Raw genomic sequence first — 16,287 nt, forward strand, 5'->3', positions numbered from 1 at the left:
ATAATTTATCACACATTACTATGTGTGTCAAAGTAATAAAATAAAACTGCAACAATCTTAAATTGTCACAGTTTTTAATTTTTATTCAGTTCGGACCTGTCTAAAGTGATTTGGATGGAAGAACTTATCCGTTTCAGTCACTATTAAGACAATCAAACCTGCGAGGATTGGTAGTCCCCACTGCATTAACGTCATATTACCAGTACTAAAGATTCCTTGCATAAATGGTGCGTAAGTCAAAGCAAGTTGCAGAATCAGTAATAGTCCAATAATCCAAAATGCATGTAGGTTTCGTAAAATATCTTTTGAAAATGCAGGTTTAGGTGTTCTGATATTGAACAAGTAGAAAATCTTACCAAAGACAATCACATTCACTGTTACTGTACTTGCAATAATTGTCGTGACACCTTGATCGATTAACCAGTCATATCCTACCAACCCAAGCCCAGCAATCAGCACGGATACATACACGATTTGCCAAACGTCGGATTTACTTAAGAACGCTCGGTTCGAAGGACGCGGTGGTCGTTGCATAATACCTTCTTCAGCTGGTTCAAATAAGAACGCAAATTGAATTGTAATTGCTGAAACCATGTTAATCCAAAGTAATTGTGTCGGAACTAAAGGTAAGTCCTGTTGTGCCATGATAGACAATAGAACAATTAATCCTTCAGCAAAACTGGTTGGTAATAGGAAACGAATAGTCTTTTTGATATTATCGTAAACTCTTCGACCCTCTTTAATGGCTTTTGTTAATGTAGCAAAATTATCGTCAGCTAACACCATATCAGCGGATTCTTTGGCAACGTCGGTACCTTTGATACCCATTGCCACACCAATATCAGCTCGTTTCAAAGCTGGGGCATCATTAACACCATCACCAGTCATCGCAGTAACTAAACCATTCGCTTGGTAAGCTTCAACAATTCGAAGTTTATTAGCCGGAGTTGTTCGTGCAAAGACATTGTAGTTTTGAATTACTTCTTTAAGTTGCTTGTCATCCATTTCATCAATTTCTGCACCGGTAATGGCCGAAATCTTATCGTCCAAACCTAATTTTTCAGCAATAGCTGAGGCAGTCTCCGGATGATCACCAGTAATCATTTTCACTTTGATACCGGCTTCCTGCATTTCACGTAAAGCTACAATCGTTTCTTCGCGTGGCGGGTCAATTAACCCAGCAATTCCTAAGAATACTAGTCCATCCGTTAGATCTTGATGTTCAACAGTTTCAACGTTTTGATCAACTGAACGATATGCTAAAGCAACAACTCGGCGTCCTTGCTTCGCAAATTTTGAAACTTGCTTATTCCAATATGCTTGGTCAAAACTACTATCACCGGCCGCAGCCATTTCAAATAGCTTATCAGGTGACCCTTTCACCCAAATTGTTCGCTTGCCATCTTGGTTTTGTGACAATTCAGCCATGTAACGATAATCAGAATCAAATGGGATTTTATCAATTTCTTCTTCACAAGAACCATCTGGAAATACTTTTTTAAAGAGTGTTAAAAAGGCACCATCAGTTGGTTCACCATTAATAACCCATTTGCCATCTTCTTGTTCCAAAGTTGTATCGTTTGCTTCATTACCGGCTAAAATTAATTTATGGAGCGTATCAAATTTAGCTATATCAACTTTCTTACCGTGTTGAGTTAAATCACCAGTTGGATCATAACCCGTACCACTGATTTGGAAAGTTCCTTCTTTAGTAACAATCTCTTCGACTGTCATTTCATTTTTAGTTAAAGTACCTGTTTTATCAGTATTAATAACATCTACAGCGCCAAGTGTTTCAACCGCTGGCAAGGATTTAACAATCGCGTGTTCCTTAGTCATCCGCTTAACACCCATTGCTAAAACAACGGATGTACTAGCTGGAAGTCCTTCTGGAAGTGAACCAACAATCATCGTGATAATCGCAATGACCAATAAATCAACCGAGTAAATCTTTGTCATGAAACCAAAGATTCCAAGTAATAGAGCCACCACAATAATTCCGTATGAAATGTACTTTCCAAGTCCATTAATTTCACGCATTAGTGGTGTTGTCTTGGTTTTCACTTCATCCACACTTGCACTAATTTGGCCTAATTCAGTATGGGTTCCGGTTTTAACAACTACACCTAATCCACTACCATTGGTTACAGCAGTTGAAGCAAATGCCATATTAGTTTGGTCACCCAACGTTGTTTTATCTGGTAAAATCTCGACATCTTTTAAAACCGAGTCAGCTTCACCTGTCAGCATTGACTCTTGAATCTTCAAATTATCCGCATCAATAATTCGTAAATCAGCTGGAACATTATCACCTGCTTCAAGGAACACAACATCCCCGTCCACTAAATCTTCAGCTGGGATATCAGTTCGTTTGCCATCACGAATAACTGTTGCTTCAACCTGCAACATTTCTTTAATTTTTTCAATTGCACTAGAAGCTTTCACTTCTTGGAAATATCCAATCAGAGCATTAATTATAACTACCATTCCGATAACAATTGAATCTGAGTACTCTTTCAAAACAAAGGTTGCGATTGCGGCCAAGATTAAAATATACGTAATACTATTATTAAACTGGCGAATAAAACGCATAAAGTTACTTTGCTTCTTTTCTGTCAAAGCGTTGGGCCCATTTTGGGCGAGTCGTTTTTTGGCCTCCTGTTCACTCAATCCATTGATAGGATCAGTTTGCAGTTTGCGAGCTACCTCATCAGATTCAACGTTGTAAAAATTATCATTGCGCGTACGCGCTCCATAGTCATCGGCTGTAGATTTTGTCATGTAGATTAGTTCTCCTTTTTATTTAAGCTAATTTTAGTTTACGGGATTTCTGATAGTTGTGTCAATAATCTTATACTAATTATAAGAAATAGAGAGTGAAACTCGTTTTGGAAGCAAGAATGTATATGTTCTATTTTAGAATAGTGGAAACGTGCTACCTTCCCCATTTTTCTCCGTATAACCTGAAAACGGTATAAATGGCAAAATCACCATTTACACCGTTTCCTTGTTATTACTCAAAAAATACCCGGGGAATTTCACACTCTTTTTTGAAACGTGCTCCGTAAACCAATTTCCTCCGTATAACTGAAAAATGACATCAATGGCCAAAATCGCCATCAATGTCATTTCCCTGTTATTACTCAGAAATTAACCGGTTTACTTCGCACTCTTATTTGGATCAAACCTCTTCTCCAAGAAGCTCAATACCATATCGGTAATAATCGCCATCAAGGCGGTTGGTAAAGCACCAGCTAAGATGATGGCACCACCGTTTGTGGCGTTGGTACCACGAATGATGATATCACCTAATCCACCAGCACCGACGAAGGAACCAATGGCGGTGATTCCGATAGCTAGAACTAAAGCATTACGGAGACCAGCCATAATGACGGAAAGTGAAAGTGGAATTTCAATAATCACTAACACTTGGCGACGGGTCATTCCCATCCCTTTTCCAGCATCCAACACGTCGGGGTCCACATTTTGCATCCCGGTGTAGGTGTTTTTGATAATCGGAAGTAAAGCATACAAGAAGACCGTCACAATAACGGTGTTCACTCCTAAACCAAGTCCTAACATAATGATGGAAAGCATAGCTAATGAAGGAATGGTTTGAATTACATTGGCAGCACCAATAACCCAGTCACTTAATTTACTATATTTAGAAATTAAGATACCGATTGGAATACCAACGATTGCAGCCAAAACTACTCCGTAAATTGAAATTAGAAAATGACGCGTAAACTCCTGAAGGACGTACATGCCATTATGCTGAAAATAATAAATCAATTGCTGCATAATATTTAAACTTTGCATGTTATTTACCTCCTTCAAAATAGTTGTTTTCTTTCAAGAACTCTTGAGCAACCACGGATGGCTCCTTCAAGTTGTTATCAACCTCGTAGTTCAAGTGTTGCATCGTCTTCAAATCAATTTTGCCATCCAGACGATGTAAAATGCCATTTAACTGTGGATGCTTTTTGAGCGCTTTATTGTTAACAACCACACTAGCATCGTATGGTGGGAAGAAATGTTTGTCATCCTTCAATAACTTCAAGTTATAACTACCAATCCGACCATCAGTAGAATAGCCCAAGACCGCATCCATTTTGTCGCTTTGAACCGCGTTATAGACTAACCCAATCTGCATTGGATAAACATGACCAAACGCATATCCGTATTTCTGCTTAAAGTCACCATAACCATCACCTTTACGATTCATCCAAATCTGATCGATTCCGACTTTCATATTAGGTGCAATTTTCTTCAAATCACTAACTGTTTCCAAATGGTGTTTCTTAGCATAATCCTGCTTAACCATGAATTGGTAAGTATCTGAGAATCCATAGCTAGGGAACCATTTCATATCGTACTTCTTATTAAATTCAGTTCGAACTCGTTTAGAAACAAAATTAGGGTCACTATTCTTAGGATTCTTCAAAATCGTTTGATCATCCGTACCCTTATAACGAATAGCGGTCATATCAGCATCCCCACGCTTTTGCGCTTGAAAACTAACGGTCCCAGACCCAAGGTTATTAATAACTTCGGTATTCAGATTGGAATAATGCTCAATCATCCCTTTTAGGACTTGAGACATAATCTGTTGTTCAGTGGTATTTTGTGCAGCAATTTTAACGGTATCTTTTGAGCTGCCACCTAATCCAGGAAGCGCACATCCGCTTAAGATAAGAGCTAGCGCACCCAGAGGCAATAATCTTTTAATAAGTTTTTTAATTTTCATCAGGCAACCTCCTCATTAGTTTTTGGAGTTACCATTTTCTCAACTTTTCCGAGGATATAATCTACAATCAAAGCCAAGATAACGACGGGAATTGAACCACCAAGAATTAAATCTGAACGGTACAAATTCAAACCATTAAAAATGAAATCACCTAATCCGCCAGCACCAATATATGAAGCCAATGCGGTCCAAGCAATTACATACGTAGCCGACAAACGAATTCCAGACATAATAACTGGGGCGGCTAATCGAATCTCCACCTGAAACATGGATTGGAAACTACTCATACCCATCCCCTTAGCGGCATCCTTTAAAACTGGATTAACATTTTTCAAACCTAGGTAGGTATTACGTAAAATGGGTAAGAGTGAGTAGATAAACAACGCTACGATAGAAGGAACTGCTCCAATTCCAAATAACGGAATCATCATGGCTAACAGCGCCATCGCAGGAATAGTTTGCATGACACTCGCAATACTAATCACAACGTTTGCTCCCCGTTTCATACGAGTCAACAATATTCCGAGTGGAACTGCGACGATTACTCCTAATCCAAGAGAAATAGCAGAGATGTAGATGTGCTGCCATGTTTTAACCAGGAGTTCTACTCCAAATTGATTAAAAAAGTTAAGCACCTACATCACCTTCCCCCTGCAGTTCACCCGTATCGTCTTTAGAATCTTTAGCGGCATTATCGCGGTCTTCGCCCTCTTCTTCACCCCAAAGTGCGTCATAAACAACATCCACTAAGGTAGCTCGAGTAACGATTCCGACCAACGTTCCATCTTCTGAAATAACCGGAACATTTCGGAAACCACGCTTCAAAATACGGTCAACGGTATCCCGAATTAAAGAAGTTTTTTTAACGTAAAATACCTTATGATCCATGATGTCGCCGATTGTCTTACCAGACTTATAGTTATCGTTAACCTGTTCGATATCAACAACACCCTTAAGCTTGTGATCGGCATCAGTAACTAGCAAAGTATCAACTCGCTTATCATGCATAGTTGTCAAAGCTTCTTCAATCCCATGATCTTCAGTGATTGAAACTGGATTAATCGCAACTTGTCCAACGGTTGTAATACTTGGCTTAGCATGGATTAAGCGTTCTTGTCCGATTAAGTTTTCAACAAACTCATTTTTAGGATTCTTCAAAATATTTTCTGGAGTATCGACTTGAACCTGTTTTCCATGTGACATAACTACGATACGTGTCGCAAGGTTCAAAGCTTCATCCATATCATGAGTAACAAAAATAAAGGTCTTACCCAATCGTTCTTGGAGATCCTTTACCAAGTCTTGTAATGCTTCACGCGTAATTGGATCCAAAGCACCAAATGGTTCGTCCATTAAAATGACGTCTTGATCAGCTGCTAAAGCACGTACAACACCGATCCGTTGCTGTTGACCACCAGATAGTTCAGAAGGATAACGATCCAAATAATCAACTGGTAATTCAACCAATTTGATCATTTCTTCGGCCTTTTTATTACGTTTTTCTTCCGACCAATTTAGTAACTTAGGAACCAATGTAATGTTCTCACGGATCGTCATATGTGGTAGTAAACCAATGTTTTGAATAACATAACCAATCTGGCGACGGAGTTTTACTGGGTCCATCTTGCTGATATCTTTTCCATTAATTTTAATTGTTCCAGATGTTTGATTTAGCATCCGGTTAATCATTCTCATTGTAGTCGTCTTACCTGACCCAGAGGTCCCGATAAAACAGATAAACTCACCTTTATCAATATTCAGATTGAAGTCGTCGACCGCAACCTTATTGCCAGGATAAATCTTATTTAAATGGCTCATTTCAAGTAACATAAAAATCGTCACACTCCTTATTTAAAACCATACTAACATTCTCACGGGTTTAATTAAAAAAATATGCAAGAAAGATTTAAAGATTTCTTATAACTGTTGACACGTAATCCAGAAAATAAAATAGCGTTTTCACTTGTTTAGTGCCGGTGATGTTGTAAGATATAAGTAATTAAATAAAAGGAGCTGACATTACAATGGCTAAATATGAAACATTGCTTCCAAGATTTTTAAAATACGTAAAGGTGAATACTCGTTCTAATCCAAATTCAGACACAATTCCAACTGATCCGAAGGAAGTCACATTCCTTAAAACACTTGCTGCTGAACTTGAAGAAGTTGGCGTTAAAGACGTTCATACACAAGCATCAAGTGGTTACGTTGTAGGAACACTTCCAGCAAATGACGGTGGTAAGACACCAACAATCGGTTATATCTCTCATGTTGATACAGCTGACTTCAATGCTGAAAACATTCAACCACAAGTTCATGAAAATTATGATGGTACTTCTGACATCGATTTAAGTGGTGATGGCAAATGGGTTTTGAAACCATCAGTATTCCCAAGTCTTAAAAAATATAACGGTCAAACATTAATCACAACTGACGGAACTACTTTACTTGGTTCAGATGACAAGTCCGGTGTTGCTGACATTATGACAATGTTGGACTACTACAAAGCTCATCCAGAAGTTAAACATGGTGAACTCAGAATTGGGTTCGCTCCTGACGAAGAAACAGGTACAGGTGCTGATCATTTTGACGCTAAAGACTTTAACACAAAATATGCTTATACCGTTGATGGTGGACCCCTTGGTGAACTTGAATACGAAACTTTCAATGCTGCTCAAGCAACAATCGATATTCAAGGTAACGAAGTTCATACTGCCGTTGCTAAGGGATTAATGGTTAATGCTCTTCAACTTGGAATTGACTACCATAATTTAATTCCAGAAGGCGACCGTCCTGAATTAACAGAAGGACGCGAAGGCTTCTATCACCTATTTAAGATGAGTGGAACTCCTGACCATGCACAACTTATTTACATTATTCGTGACCATGATCGTAAAATTTTTGAAGAACGCAAACGTATCATGCAAGAAGTTGCTGATAAAATTAACTACAACTATGACGAACTTCGTGTCAGTGTTGAAGTTCACGATCAGTACTACAACATGCGTGAAGTTCTAGAAAAAGATATGACACCTGTTGAATTAGCACAAAAAGCTATGGAAAACTTGGACATTAAACCAGATATCTACCCAGTTCGTGGTGGTACTGATGGTTCTAAGATTTCATTCATGGGTATTCCTACACCAAACTTATTTGCTGGTGGCGAAAACATGCACAGTCGTTTCGAATACGTTTCAGTTCAAACAATGGAACGTGCCGTTGATACTTTGCTTGAAATCAACCGTTTGAATACGGAACAAGCAAACTAAAATAGAGCGGGACTTAGGTCGGGAATCATCGAGCATAACATAGAAATAACAAGTGTTTCTGAACTTGAAACGCTTGTTATTTTGTAGTTAGGCGGAGATGATTGACCTAAGTCCCGCGTTTCAGCTATAAAACAACAGAGGAGGTTCTTCCTATGAGTTTTACAATGGCAATTATCGGTTTTGGTAAAAGTGCCAACCGGTATCATATTCCTTATATTAAAGAGCGCGACATTAAAATTAAATACATTTACAATCACCGTCGCCATCCTGAAAAGGAACAAGGATTTTACGATCCAAACACTATCTTTACAGAAGATTTGAACGAAGTACTATCTGATCCAGAAATACAACTGGTTACTGTTTGTACACCGCCAGCAACACACTTTAAATTTGGTCAAGACGTTTTAAATAGTGGCAAAAACGTACTGATTGAAAAGCCCTTCTGTAACGACCTCGATGAAACAAAGCAGCTATTAGATTTAGCAAACCGAAAGAATTTGGTTGCGATGGCTTACCAAAATCGTCGTTTTGATAGTGACTTTTTAACTTTAAAATCCGTTCTTGAAAAAGGATATGTCGGTAAGCCACTAGAATTGGAATCTCATTTTGATAAATATCGTCCTAACATCAAGGCTCTAACTGGCGACTTTATGGATGGAACGTTCTATGGTTTAGGAATTCATATCATTGATCAGATTGTTGCCCTATTTGGTAAACCGGAAGAAGTCGGATATGATATCCGTCCAATTCAAAATCAGACCAGTTCAACCGATGATTATTTTCAAACTGACTTATACTACGAAAATTTCAAAGTAAGCGTTAAGAGTACGCCTTTAGCAGCAACTCCTTACCCACGGTTTGTTTTACATGGTACACAGGGATCATTCGTAAAATACGATATTGATCAGCAGGAAAATGATTTGAAATTGGGCATTATGCCAGATGATCCTCAATTTGGAATTGACTCACCAAACTTATTTGGCGAAGTCCACTATCGCAATCAAAATAATGATTGGATTACCAAACAAATTCCAACTATCACTGGAGACTATGGTTTAGTTTATGATTCTTTAATTGATTCAATCATAAATGATCAGCCCAAACTAGTTTCCGATGAAGAACTCATCACTGATATGCAGATTCTTGAAGATGGGGTTGCAACAAAAGGTCCTCATATCACAAAATCAAATTAGTAATAACGCTGCCCATCTGGGTGGCGTTTTTTTATATCTCAAAAGATTCTTTCTTGACATTAAATGCACTTGCATGTAGAGTATTATGATATTGAATGCAAATGCATGTTTTAGAAAGAGAAGTGTTTTTATGACAAACAAACGTCGAATGATTACCGCAACAATTTTATTATTAACGGCTTTTACAGCCCTTTTGAATCAAACATTAATGATTACTGCTCTACCAATTATGTCTCACACTTTAAATATATCCTTGAACTTAGCGCAATGGCTGACAGCTGGTTATGTACTAATGATTGGTTTAACAACTCCCTTATCAGCTAATTTATCTGAGAAATATACAAGTCGCCAAATATTTCTCGGCATCGTTGCCGTTTTTATTGTAGGAACCATCATCGGACCTCTTACAACTAATTTCTACATTATCTTATTAGGTCGATTAATTCAGGCGATGGCAGGTGGGGTTCTCACAACCTTTGTCATGGTTAGTATGTTGGCTATCTTTCCACCAGAAAAACGTGGAACTGTCATGGGCTTTGTTTCCCTCGTTATTTCTTCTGGACCTGCAATTGGTCCTAGCTTATCAGGACTAATCATGAACTATTTTTCATGGCAATATCTTTTCTACTTAATTTTGCCAATCATGATTCTAGCTTTGATTGCTGGGTGGCTATGGCTTCCCAATTATTCAGAAGCCAAACCTGTCAAAATTGACTTATTATCAGTCGTTACCTCAATGCTAGGGGTAGGACTTATTCTCAGCAGTATCACTATTTTTGGACAACAATTCTGGTTAGCATTAGCTATGTTAGTAGTTGGTGTGATTACAACTTGGATTTTTGTTTCTCGTCAACTTCATTTATCAACGCCATTACTTAGCGTTAAGTTATTCAAAAAGCCTAGTTTTACATTAATGGTTGTTTCAACAATGCTTGTTTTTGCTATTTTAATGGGAACTGAAGCTTTAATTCCAATTTACGTTGAAAATATTGTTCACAAATCTAGTCTTCTTGCTGGATTAGTAATGCTACCCGGAGCTTTTGCCAACGGCTTAACGGCACCTTTGATTGGACGTTATTACGATGAACATGGTCCAAAAGTACCTTTGATTGCTGGATTAATTTTATTAATTATCTCTTCCGTACCATTTTTGACTATGAACCTCCATACTTCGATGTGGTGGCTAATGATTGTTTATATCGTACGAATGATTGGAATTTCGATGATCATGTCTACAGCAACAACCGAGTCTCTTAAAGACTTAACTCCTGACCAACTAAGTCACGGTACCGCATGGAATAACGCTCTTCGTCAGGTCAGTGGATCTGCAGCCAATACCATCCTAATCATGATTTCACTCATTCCAAGTCAATTATTGGCTGGATATCATTTAGCAATGGGTGTTACCTTTGGAGCAGTATTTTTGTTATTATTAGTTTGTGTTTCATACCTAATCAAAAATAATCATTCTGAGGCGTAAATATGAACCCATCCACTGAAAAAATTGAAAAATGGACTTCTGTTTATAACCGTATTATTCGGGAGTGGATCAATAGTGAACTCCGGGGATTTCCAGAATTAAATGATAGTAATTACTACTACATCCTGTTAGTTTTTGAGCAACCTGGAATTTCACAAAAAGAACTCACTGAAGCCATTTTTAGAGAGCAAAGTATTGTCACAAAAGCTATCAATTACTTAATCAAGCATGACTGGTTACGAAAAGAATCTGACCCGAGCGATCGTAGACGCTCTCTAATTTTTGTGACCGAAAAGGGAAAGAAAAGTTACCCCATTATCAAAGATATCGCTACTAGATCCAATGTTTTTGCTACTGAAGCATTAACGGCTGAAGAAGCTGCTGAAATGGAACGGTTATTAATTAAAGCCGCCAAACCATTTTTAAGTGATATACAAATTAAAAAGTAAACAAAAATTGCCACGACCTTTAAAAGTCGTGGCAATTTTAAGTTAATTAAAGTTTTTCAATTGGTAAGTTCATACCCTTCCAGCCTTCTAAAGCACTGGCTAATTCGTAAGCTTCAAATCCAGCCGATAATAAGATTAGTAAGGCTGTCTTACCGAGAGTAGTGCCAGCAGTCCAGTCGTAAACGACATAAGTTTTACTTTTATCCAACTCAGATAGGCGTGCACTTAAATCCTTAGCAGGCATTGCAATAGCGCCCTTAATTTGATCTCCTTTAACTGGTGCTGGAGCATTTCTGACGTCCAAAACAACGTATTTGGAATCTTCCTTGTCCATATCAGCTAATACATCCGTATGATTGATGTATAAGCTTAAATAGGTTTTTAATAGTTCAATTTTTGCATTTTCCATAATATTAATTATTCTCCATTTCTTCACTCAACTTTTGAATGCCTTTGTTAATTTTTGTAATAATTTTGGTTAGAGATTGTAAATCAGACTCGTCGAGTTCGCTCATGATCTGACCGACAGCCTTAAAGTTTTGTGGATAAAACTGATTAATTAATTTCTCGCCTGTCTTTGTTAATTTAATAGCAACAGATCTTTTATCAATTGTGGAAGGTGTCTTTTCAACCCATTCTTTGTTTTCCATTACTTTTAACATTTTGCTGACGGTGGCTTTAGTAGCTCCCAACTTTTGAACAATTTCTGAAGGGGCTAGTGTTTTATTGGGCGCTTGCAGTAAAAACATTAAAATAATAAAACGTGATTCTGATAAATCATACTGATCTAAAAAACGATCATAAGCCTTAATCATTTCACGGTTACTGAACAGAAAGTCTAAAAATACTTTTGAACGAGCTCTACTATCTTCACTAATATTATATCGTCCAGCACTCTTAGTCATGCGATTCAAATCAGGGCGATCTACAAATTTATAATCTGACATACGCCTCCTCCTTTTTGGTTAGCTAGCAAACTATATTGATAGTATAGTTTGCTAGCTAACCATTGTCAAATAAAAAAGACGAATTAATTTCGCCTTGTTATTTATTAATGATTTCCCGAATCAATACCATATTTTTCTGAGCGTTACGTCCTGTTAGGATGGTAGTTTTAGATCTTGGGATCATTTTATAAAGCATTTCAAATTCATTATCATAAAATTTATTCGCCCATCGATAATAGTTTTTTAGTTCACTAAGCTTGGGTTTATAAATATTCCGTTTATCCAATCCAATAGTTTGAGATAAAAATCTTTTTAAAATTCGGTAATAAACTACCATACGATTAGGTTTTAAAATAAAAACATAGTCCGACTTTTCAATTAAATCCGATTCCAGAATCAGCCGAACTTGTGTTCCTTCAATAATCCACTGACTTTCTGCAGTAGCAATATCTATATTTTCTATCCGTTGTTGGTGTGATCGTCTTATATCTGGTTTACTTTTTTGTCTGATCCAGACTAACTCATCAATACCAGTCATTTTCACGTTCTTCTCTACACTCAACTGGTAAGCGATTGTAGTTTTGCCACTGGCTACAGGACCAACTATACTAACTTTCACGATAACCACCTACCTTCAAATCAATCTTTATCAAAAAGAATACCACTCAACTGAATTTTTTTAATAAAAATTATTTTCAAATTTGGCGAACTCTACCAGATGGTTTATAATCAACGCTATTAATTTGCTAGTAGGAGGTACCAAATGGGATATCCTGTAAAACCATTGAAAAGAACCCAACGAGATTTAGTTGAAGCAATGGTTAATCTATTACGTAAAGAACCTTTTGAAAAAATTACAATTGATGATGTATGCGATGAAGCACTGGTACATCGAAGTACATTCTATCGTTACTATCATAATAAATACGAGCTCCTAGAGAGTATGCTGGAATACACCGCTTATATCTTTTTTGTCGAAAAAGGCGAGCTCGAAGATGATCGATCATTTGTTACTCAATTGATCAAAATGATTTCACAGGAACCAATTATATTCCAAAATCTAACCATCAATAATGAGTTTTTTGATTCATACAGTCAATTATTGGATATTGTTAGCCAAATTATTTTAAAGGGCATTACTAACCAACATGAACACGATGACTTGAGTCATTTCCCTCTTTTTCACTCACTCGCAAATTCTAAAAACGTTAACTTATCGGTTCACATCTTTAGCGGAGCAATCCTGACTATCTTTATGGAATGGATCAAACTTGATAACTCAAACGAACAAACTCTAACTGATATGATTGATAATCTCATGCACGAATTTCCACCACTTTGCGACTAAAAATGAACAATTTGAGATATGTGTCTCATTTAGAAACAAACAGCTTATTTTAATTCTTCAAATCATTCCTTAAGTGTCATATACTCATTTTTCATAAAGAGAGTAAAGGAGTGGTTTTTTTGGCAACGTTTTTTCAGTAAAATTGGTCAAGCAATCCACGATCATGCGTTGATGAGTATCATTATTACCTTGGTACTGACATTATTAATCGGATTAGGCTTACCACAAATCAAGATGGACATGAGTAATGCCATGTTCGTAAATAAACATTCGACCTTATACAAGGATTCGGATGAGTATCAGAAACATTTTGGAGGGCAAACCTTCGTCGTTACTGTTAAGAATAAGGATGGCAATGTTGCCAATTCAAAAACATTTAAGAAGTTGAATGGCTTAACGGAACAGATCAATAAAGATAACAATGTTCATGCAACAACCAGCATTGTAAATATCTTAAACGAACAACTTGATAAGGCTAAGTCCTCTAATAGTAGTAATTCAGGATCTGGATTCAGTCAAAACAAAGATCTGCAAAAGGCAATTACAGATCAACTCACTGATAAACAACAGTCTCAAATTCAGACCGATACGCAAAAATCATTTAGTAAGAGTCAAAAAGATAAAATTCAAAAGTATTCTCAATCAGTTTTAACCGATCAACAAAAAATGGGCGCTCAAAAAGCAATGCAAGAAGCAGTTGCTAAAGGAGCTAACCCAGCAGAGTTGCAAGCTCATCCCGAAGCTATGATGAGCAAAATCAAGTTATCAGGCAGTCAGCAGGATAAAATCCAAAAGTATTCTATGAGTATTTTAACCGCTGACCAAAAGGCTAATATTTCAAAAGAAACTTTGAAAAAATTACCTAAGGTTCAAAATATGGATAACAACTTAATCCATCAATTTATTTATAGTGATAATGGTCATGTAAATAGTCCTATGAAGCAAATCTTACCTAAGAATGGTAAATATGCTTTAGTAACCGTAACAATGGTTACCGGTAGCGATATGAACGACCAAAAAGCTATGTACAAGAAGATTAATACCGCCCTTTCAGATAACCATCTGAAATCAGGTAACTATCAAGCTCGTGTCGGCGGAATGCCAGCCGTATCCGGTACTGTTGGTGATGAAATGACTAACAGTATGATGATTATGCTCGGTTTAGCAGTTGTATTAATGATTGTTATTCTAGCCGTTATTTTCCCAGTTCGTCGTCGTTTATTACCACTAGTCTTCGTTCTAGCAGGACTACTTTGGACATTCGGTATCATGGGTTGGGCTCATATCAGTCTAACAATGGCTACAATGGCTACTCTTCCAATCATTATTGGTTTAGGAACTGACTTCGGTGTTCAATTCTTGAATCGATACGAAGAAGAATTTAAGCGTGACCACGACGTCATGCGTGCAACCACTGAAACAATCACCCACACAGGTCCAGCGGTTGGTACTGCTGTGATCGTTATGATTTTCAGTTTCCTTACTATGTATATCGCTAAGGCACCAATGATGCATTCATTCGGTTTAACCCTTGCTATTGGTGTGGCCGCTAGTTATGTTGTCGATTTTGTTTTGATGTTCAGTGTCTTGGCACTTCGTGATCGTAAGGTTGATCCTGCGAAGCTTAAAGAAATCAAAACTGACTCATCATGGTTATCTAAGGGTCTTACGAAATACGCTACTTGGGTTGCACATCATTCAATCTTAGTACTTGCAGTTGGTATTATCCTTGGTGGAATTGGTTTCTTCTTTGAAAGCTCAATTCCTGTTGAGACCAACATGATGAACATGATTCCACAAAGCATGCCGGCCGTTAAAGATACTAAGGCCGTCCAAAAGATTGCCGGTTCAACTACCAACTTAACCTACTTAGTTAAGAGTGATCATAAGTTAACTGCTTCTGATGTTAAATATATTGATTCATTTGGTAAAAAAGAAACCGACAAATATTCTCATATTCAATCGGTTACCAGTGTTGCTTCAACATTGAAGAATACAAATACAGATTCTAAATTGCCAACAACTAATAATGACGTTAACGATGGTATTAAGAATATGCCAAACGTTATGAAACAAACTTTAGTTACTGATAACCAGAAGTACTCCACAATTTCATTTAAAATTGATCCAGATTTAAGTTCAGGAACTTCTTACAACTTAATGAAAGATATCAACGGTGATATTAAAAATGAACCAAAGGGTATTAAAGTTATTTCCGCTGGTGATCAGTCAATGGCTCTTCAAGGTGTAAAGAACATGACTGCTAACCATGGATTGATTATTGTCGCTGGTCTAGCAATCATCTTCGTTGTATTGTTGCTCGTATATCGTAATATCCGAGATGCATTCTACCCATTGCTACCAATCGTTGTGGTATTAGGATTATCACCACTAACATTGAAGCTCATGAGCACTAGCTACAATCCTGTTACAATTGCTCTTAGCTCCTTAGTTCTTGGAATCGGAACTGAATTTACAATTCTAATTCTGGAACGTTTCATGGAAGAAGAAAAGAAAGATGTTGATACTCTAACTGCCATACAGACTGCAATCGGTTCGGTTGGTCAAGCCATTACCGTTTCTGGTTTAACAGTTATCGGTGGTTTCTCAACTCTGATGTTCATTTCATTCCCTGTTCTTCGTTCATTCGGTCTCATTACTGTCTTAGATACGGCATATTCACTAATCTGTGCCTTAACAATTTTGCCAGCAATGATGTATCTTTTCCGTTCGCGTAAGCAAAACAAATAATTTATAATAAAGCGCATTGGGGCTGTCATCCCCCCATCTCCATCGACAGTCCCAATCCCCTTGCCACCACAGTTTATGCTGTGGTGGCTTTTTGTTGGGTTAA

14 protein-coding genes are annotated in these 16,287 nt (G+C 37.3%); 6 read left to right on the top strand and 8 right to left on the bottom strand.

Going from position 1 to position 16,287, the window contains the following annotated elements; all coding sequences use genetic code 11:
- Positions 1-81: 81 nt before the first annotated feature.
- The 5 genes from IV88_RS01560 to IV88_RS01580 form a co-directional block, all read right to left on the bottom strand.
- Positions 82-2,781: a cation-transporting P-type ATPase gene (locus IV88_RS01560; protein WP_057798022.1), complete on the bottom strand. Its 2,700-nt coding sequence runs from the start codon at positions 2,779-2,781 to the stop codon at positions 82-84.
- Between the two features lie 378 nt (positions 2,782-3,159).
- Positions 3,160-3,819 (bottom strand): ABC transporter permease, encoded by a 660-nt coding sequence (locus IV88_RS01565; RefSeq protein ID WP_057798024.1) that lies wholly within the window; start codon positions 3,817-3,819, stop codon positions 3,160-3,162.
- A gap of 1 nt (position 3,820) precedes the next feature.
- Complete coding sequence (locus IV88_RS01570) at positions 3,821-4,747, bottom strand: osmoprotectant ABC transporter substrate-binding protein (RefSeq protein ID WP_057798027.1); 927 nt, start codon at positions 4,745-4,747, stop codon at positions 3,821-3,823.
- Positions 4,747-5,382, bottom strand: coding sequence for an ABC transporter permease (locus IV88_RS01575; RefSeq protein WP_057798028.1), 636 nt, complete (start codon positions 5,380-5,382; stop codon positions 4,747-4,749). Before IV88_RS01575 ends, IV88_RS01570 begins: the two co-directional genes overlap by 1 nt.
- The gene (locus IV88_RS01580; RefSeq protein WP_057798030.1) at positions 5,375-6,577 is read right to left on the bottom strand and encodes a betaine/proline/choline family ABC transporter ATP-binding protein; all 1,203 of its coding nucleotides are present in this window, start codon (positions 6,575-6,577) and stop codon (positions 5,375-5,377) included. Before IV88_RS01580 ends, IV88_RS01575 begins: the two co-directional genes overlap by 8 nt.
- A gap of 194 nt (positions 6,578-6,771) precedes the next feature.
- Here IV88_RS01580 and pepT point away from each other — a divergent pair, with 194 nt between their 5' ends.
- The 4 genes from pepT to IV88_RS01600 all read left to right on the top strand — a co-directional run bounded on the left by pepT (position 6,772) and on the right by IV88_RS01600 (position 11,138).
- Entirely contained in the window at positions 6,772-8,016 is a 1,245-nt protein-coding gene (gene pepT / locus IV88_RS01585) for a peptidase T (protein ID WP_057798032.1), read from the top strand.
- Between the two features lie 152 nt (positions 8,017-8,168).
- Positions 8,169-9,209 (top strand): oxidoreductase, encoded by a 1,041-nt coding sequence (locus tag IV88_RS01590; protein WP_057798034.1) that lies wholly within the window; start codon positions 8,169-8,171, stop codon positions 9,207-9,209.
- A 130-nt stretch (positions 9,210-9,339) separates the two neighbouring features.
- Positions 9,340-10,689: a DHA2 family efflux MFS transporter permease subunit gene (locus tag IV88_RS01595; RefSeq protein WP_147165213.1), complete on the top strand. Its 1,350-nt coding sequence runs from the start codon at positions 9,340-9,342 to the stop codon at positions 10,687-10,689.
- A gap of 2 nt (positions 10,690-10,691) precedes the next feature.
- A complete protein-coding gene (locus IV88_RS01600; protein WP_057798038.1) occupies positions 10,692-11,138 on the top strand; it encodes a MarR family winged helix-turn-helix transcriptional regulator in 447 nt (148 codons plus the stop codon).
- A gap of 46 nt (positions 11,139-11,184) precedes the next feature.
- Here IV88_RS01600 and IV88_RS01605 read toward each other — a convergent pair whose 3' ends face one another.
- The 3 genes from IV88_RS01605 to IV88_RS01615 form a co-directional block, all read right to left on the bottom strand.
- Entirely contained in the window at positions 11,185-11,547 is a 363-nt protein-coding gene (locus tag IV88_RS01605; RefSeq protein WP_057798039.1) for a rhodanese-like domain-containing protein, read from the bottom strand.
- Positions 11,548-11,551: 4 nt separating this feature from the next.
- Positions 11,552-12,085: a MarR family winged helix-turn-helix transcriptional regulator gene (locus tag IV88_RS01610; protein ID WP_057798041.1), complete on the bottom strand. Its 534-nt coding sequence runs from the start codon at positions 12,083-12,085 to the stop codon at positions 11,552-11,554.
- Positions 12,086-12,182: 97 nt separating this feature from the next.
- The gene (locus IV88_RS01615) at positions 12,183-12,704 is read right to left on the bottom strand and encodes a P-loop NTPase family protein (protein WP_057798042.1); all 522 of its coding nucleotides are present in this window, start codon (positions 12,702-12,704) and stop codon (positions 12,183-12,185) included.
- A gap of 144 nt (positions 12,705-12,848) precedes the next feature.
- On the opposite strand from IV88_RS01615, the gene IV88_RS01620 reads away from it, so the two are divergent.
- Together IV88_RS01620 and IV88_RS01625 are read left to right on the top strand one after the other, a co-directional pair.
- Complete coding sequence (locus tag IV88_RS01620; protein ID WP_057798044.1) at positions 12,849-13,433, top strand: TetR/AcrR family transcriptional regulator; 585 nt, start codon at positions 12,849-12,851, stop codon at positions 13,431-13,433.
- A gap of 171 nt (positions 13,434-13,604) precedes the next feature.
- Positions 13,605-16,184 carry an efflux RND transporter permease subunit gene (locus IV88_RS01625; protein ID WP_057798046.1) on the top strand — a complete coding sequence of 860 codons (2,580 nt, stop codon included), beginning with the start codon at positions 13,605-13,607 and terminating at the stop codon, positions 16,182-16,184.
- The last annotated feature ends 103 nt before the right edge of the window (positions 16,185-16,287 follow it).

The sequence above is a fragment of the Pediococcus argentinicus genome, assembly GCF_001437605.1.
Taxonomy (GTDB): Bacteria; Bacillota; Bacilli; order Lactobacillales; family Lactobacillaceae; genus Pediococcus; species Pediococcus argentinicus.

What these genes read in the sequence shown, in the direction of transcription:
- IV88_RS01560 (WP_057798022.1), bottom strand. Translation starts at nt 2,781, where the DNA reads ATGACAAAATCTACAGCCGATGACTATGGAGCGCGTACGCGCAATGAT.
- IV88_RS01565 (WP_057798024.1), bottom strand. Translation starts at nt 3,819, where the DNA reads ATGCAAAGTTTAAATATTATGCAGCAATTGATTTATTATTTTCAGCAT.
- IV88_RS01570 (WP_057798027.1), bottom strand. Translation starts at nt 4,747, where the DNA reads ATGAAAATTAAAAAACTTATTAAAAGATTATTGCCTCTGGGTGCGCTA.
- IV88_RS01580 (WP_057798030.1), bottom strand. Translation starts at nt 6,577, where the DNA reads ATGTTACTTGAAATGAGCCATTTAAATAAGATTTATCCTGGCAATAAG.
- pepT (WP_057798032.1), top strand. Translation starts at nt 6,772, where the DNA reads ATGGCTAAATATGAAACATTGCTTCCAAGATTTTTAAAATACGTAAAG.
- IV88_RS01590 (WP_057798034.1), top strand. Translation starts at nt 8,169, where the DNA reads ATGAGTTTTACAATGGCAATTATCGGTTTTGGTAAAAGTGCCAACCGG.
- IV88_RS01595 (WP_147165213.1), top strand. Translation starts at nt 9,340, where the DNA reads ATGACAAACAAACGTCGAATGATTACCGCAACAATTTTATTATTAACG.
- IV88_RS01600 (WP_057798038.1), top strand. Translation starts at nt 10,692, where the DNA reads ATGAACCCATCCACTGAAAAAATTGAAAAATGGACTTCTGTTTATAAC.
- IV88_RS01605 (WP_057798039.1), bottom strand. Translation starts at nt 11,547, where the DNA reads ATGGAAAATGCAAAAATTGAACTATTAAAAACCTATTTAAGCTTATAC.
- IV88_RS01610 (WP_057798041.1), bottom strand. Translation starts at nt 12,085, where the DNA reads ATGTCAGATTATAAATTTGTAGATCGCCCTGATTTGAATCGCATGACT.
- IV88_RS01620 (WP_057798044.1), top strand. Translation starts at nt 12,849, where the DNA reads ATGGGATATCCTGTAAAACCATTGAAAAGAACCCAACGAGATTTAGTT.
- IV88_RS01625 (WP_057798046.1), top strand. Translation starts at nt 13,605, where the DNA reads ATGAGTATCATTATTACCTTGGTACTGACATTATTAATCGGATTAGGC.